3 protein-coding genes and 1 pseudogene are annotated in these 3,089 nt (G+C 67.7%); 1 reads left to right on the plus strand and 3 read right to left on the minus strand.

The window, feature by feature from the left end:
- Positions 1-254, plus strand: a pseudogene (locus QN345_RS17330) (hypothetical protein); the annotation flags it as partial.
- A 9-nt stretch (positions 255-263) separates the two neighbouring features.
- On the opposite strand, the gene QN345_RS17335 reads toward QN345_RS17330, so the two are convergent.
- From QN345_RS17335 to QN345_RS17345, 3 genes are all read right to left on the minus strand, one after another.
- Complete coding sequence (locus QN345_RS17335) at positions 264-1,028, minus strand: fumarylacetoacetate hydrolase family protein (protein ID WP_134447388.1); 765 nt, start codon at positions 1,026-1,028, stop codon at positions 264-266.
- Complete coding sequence (locus QN345_RS17340) at positions 1,025-2,209, minus strand: branched-chain amino acid aminotransferase (RefSeq protein ID WP_134447386.1); 1,185 nt, start codon at positions 2,207-2,209, stop codon at positions 1,025-1,027. Before QN345_RS17340 ends, QN345_RS17335 begins: the two co-directional genes overlap by 4 nt.
- Positions 2,206-3,089: 3-isopropylmalate dehydrogenase (locus QN345_RS17345; protein WP_323508956.1), on the minus strand; the 884-nt coding region annotated here is incomplete at its 5' end. The genes QN345_RS17345 and QN345_RS17340, both read right to left, overlap by 4 nt.

Raw genomic sequence — 3,089 nt, forward strand, 5'->3', positions numbered from 1 at the left:
GCCACGACGACCCCGCCAGGAAGGTCGTCGACGACTACCGCGCCGAGCTCACGGCGGCACTCCGCAACGCCCTCGCGGGAGCGGCGGCCGAGATCGCTCCGGGCACGGATGCCGGGGCCGCTGTCCTCGACGAACGCGCCCGCACGCTCGCCGCCTTGTCGATGAGCGTCATGCTGCTCGCCCGGGTGAACCGGGACGAGTCGCTCGCACTCCTCGCCACGGCCGCGGACCAGGTCCGGTCCTGGCACCCCTGATCTATTGCTCTAGAGGCGCTTGACCGGGTTCGTCAGGATGCCGATGCCCGGGATCTCGATCTGCACGGCGTCGCCGTCGTGGACCTTTTCGGCGCGGTCAGGGGCGCCGGTGAGGATCACATCGCCCGGCAGGAGCGTGAAGACGCTCGAGACGAACGCGACGACCTCGGCGACCGAATGCTTGTAGAGCGCAGCCGTCCCCTTCTGGAACTTCTCGCCGTTGACCCGACCGGTCAGGTGCAGGCTCGTCCAGTCGTACTCGGTGTCGATCACGGGGCCGAGCGGGCAGAACGAGTCGAAGCTCTTGGCGCGGGCGAGCTGCCCGTCGCGCTCGAGGAGATCGCGCGCCGTCACGTCGTTCGCAATCGTGTACCCGAAGATGACGTCTTCGGCGTTCTCGACCGTCACGTTCTTCGCGATCTTGCCGATCACGATCGCGAGTTCGCCCTCGACGCGCACGTCGTGGGACTGCGCCGGGAGGAAGATCGGGTCGTCCGGCCCGATCACCGAGGTGTTCGGTTTGAGGAAGAAGAGGGGCTCGCGCGGTTCGGCGTGCTCGCGTTCTTCGTCGTCGGAGAAGAACGCATGCGCCATGCCCACGATCTTGGAGCGCGGGATCACGGGCGCGAGCAGCTTCACGTCGCGCAGGGCGATCCGGTCGCCGGTCGGGTCGTACCCGGCGAACATCGGGTCGCCCTTGAGTACGACGAGCTCATCGTCGTCGACGATGCCGAAGGCGATGATTCCGCCCTGGCTGAACCGCGCGACCTTCACGCCTGGTCCGCGGGTACGTCGAGGCGGGTGAGCCAGCCGTGCCGGTCGGGCAGCAGCCCGTACTGGATGTCGGTCAGCTCCTGGCGGAGCGCCATCGTGATCGTGCCGGCCGGCGCATCCGCATCGCCGATGGCCAGGCCGCCCGGTCCCTTGAGCTGTGAGATCGGGGTGACCACGGCGGCGGTGCCGCACGCGAAGACCTCGGTGATGGCACCGGATGCGATTCCGTCGCGCCAGTCGTCGAGGGTCACGTCGCGCTCCTCGACAGTCAGTCCCCGGTCACGGGCGAGCTGGATGATGCTGTCGCGCGTGACACCCTCGAGGATGGTGCCGGTCAGTCGCGGGGTGACGAGCGTGTCGGTGCCGTACACGAAGAAGACGTTCATCCCACCGAGCTCGTCGATGTGCGAACCGGTTTCCCCGTCGAGGAAGAGTACCTGGGCGCAGTCGTTGTCGTATGCCTGCATCTGCGGCAGGAGCGAGGCGGCGTAGTTGCCACCGCACTTCGCGGCCCCGGTTCCGCCGCGGCCGGCACGGGCGTATTCGGTCGAAAGCCAGATCTTGATCGGGGCGACGCCGTTGGCGAAGTAGGCGCCCGCAGGGCTCGCGATGACGTAATAGCCGACCTTGTGGGCGGCGCGCACACCGAGGAAGCTTTCGTTGGCGATCATGAACGGTCGCAGGTAGAGACTCGTCTCATGGTCCGACGGCACCCAATCGCCGTCCACGGCGATCATCTGCCGGATCGATTCGATGAAATCGCTCTCGGAGAGCTCCGGCAGGGCGAGCCTGCGTGCCGAACGCTGGAGCCGGTCGGCGTTCTTCTCCGGGCGGAAGGTCCAGATGGAGCCGTCGGCGTGGCGGTAGGCCTTGAGCCCCTCGAAGATCTCCTGGCCGTAGTGCAGCACCGAAGAGGCCGGGTCGAGCTGCAACGGGCCGTACGGGATGACCCGGGCATCGTGCCAGCCCTCCTCGACGGTCCAATCGATCGAGACCATGTGATCGGTGAACTTTTTGCCGAAACCGGGGTCGGCGAGGATCTCCTCACGCTCGGCCCTCGTGCGCGCCATCGTGGACGGCGTCAGGCTGAAGGTCAGCGGGAAGGCGCCCGTGGTCGCGGCGTCGGTCGTGGTGCCTGTGGTGGTCTCGGTGGTGGTGTCGCTCAGTGCTGCCTGGCTCATTGGAGTCCCTTGTCTGTCATTCGAGTCACGATGGCGTCGCCCACCGCGCTGGTACCGCGCGACGCCGTGAATGCCCCATTTTCCGTACGGGCCGCGATATCGGCGACCACCGCGTCCCGGACCCGGGCCGCGGCATCCGTCAGGCCCAGGTGATCGAGCAGGAGGGCGACGGAAAGGATGGCGGCCGTCGGGTCCGCAAGCTGCTTGCCCGCAATGTCGGGGGCCGAACCGTGCACCGGTTCGAACATGCTCGGGAACCGGCCGTCCGGGTTGATGTTCCCGGATGCTGCCAGGCCGATGCCGCCGCTGATTGCGGCCGCCAGGTCGGTGAGGATGTCGCCGAAGAGGTTATCCGTGACGATGACATCAAATCTACTCGGATTTGAGACGAGGAAAATCGTCGCAGCATCCACGTGCAGGTAGTCCACCGTCACGTCGGGGTATTCGGCGGCGACGGTCGTCACGATCCGCTGCCATAGGCCGCCGGCGAAGACGAGCACGTTGGTCTTGTGCACGAGGGTCAGGTGTTTGGCCGCGCGGCCCCTGGCGACCTCGAAGGCGTAGCGTACGACGCGTTCGACGCCGAAGGCCGTGTTGACCGAGACCTCGTTGGCGACCTCGTGCGCGGTGCCCTGGCGGATGGCGCCGCCGTTGCCGACGTACGGCCCTTCGGTGCCCTCGCGCACGACGACGAAGTCGACGTTGCCGGGAGCCGCGAGCGGGCTCGGCACACCGGGGAACAGCACGCTCGGTCGCAGGTTGACGTAGTGGTCGAGCGAGAAGCGCAGCCTGAGCAGCAGGCCCCGCTCGATGTTCGCGTTCGCGAGGCGCGGGTCGCCGGGCACTCCCCCGACGGCGCCGAGCAGGATGGCGTCGTGGG

The sequence above is a fragment of the Cryobacterium sp. 10I1 genome (assembly GCF_035019805.1).
GTDB classification, from domain to species: Bacteria; Actinomycetota; Actinomycetes; order Actinomycetales; family Microbacteriaceae; genus Cryobacterium; species Cryobacterium glucosi.

What these genes read in the sequence shown, in the direction of transcription:
- QN345_RS17340 (WP_134447386.1), bottom strand. Translation starts at nt 2,209, where the DNA reads ATGAGCCAGGCAGCACTGAGCGACACCACCACCGAGACCACCACAGGC.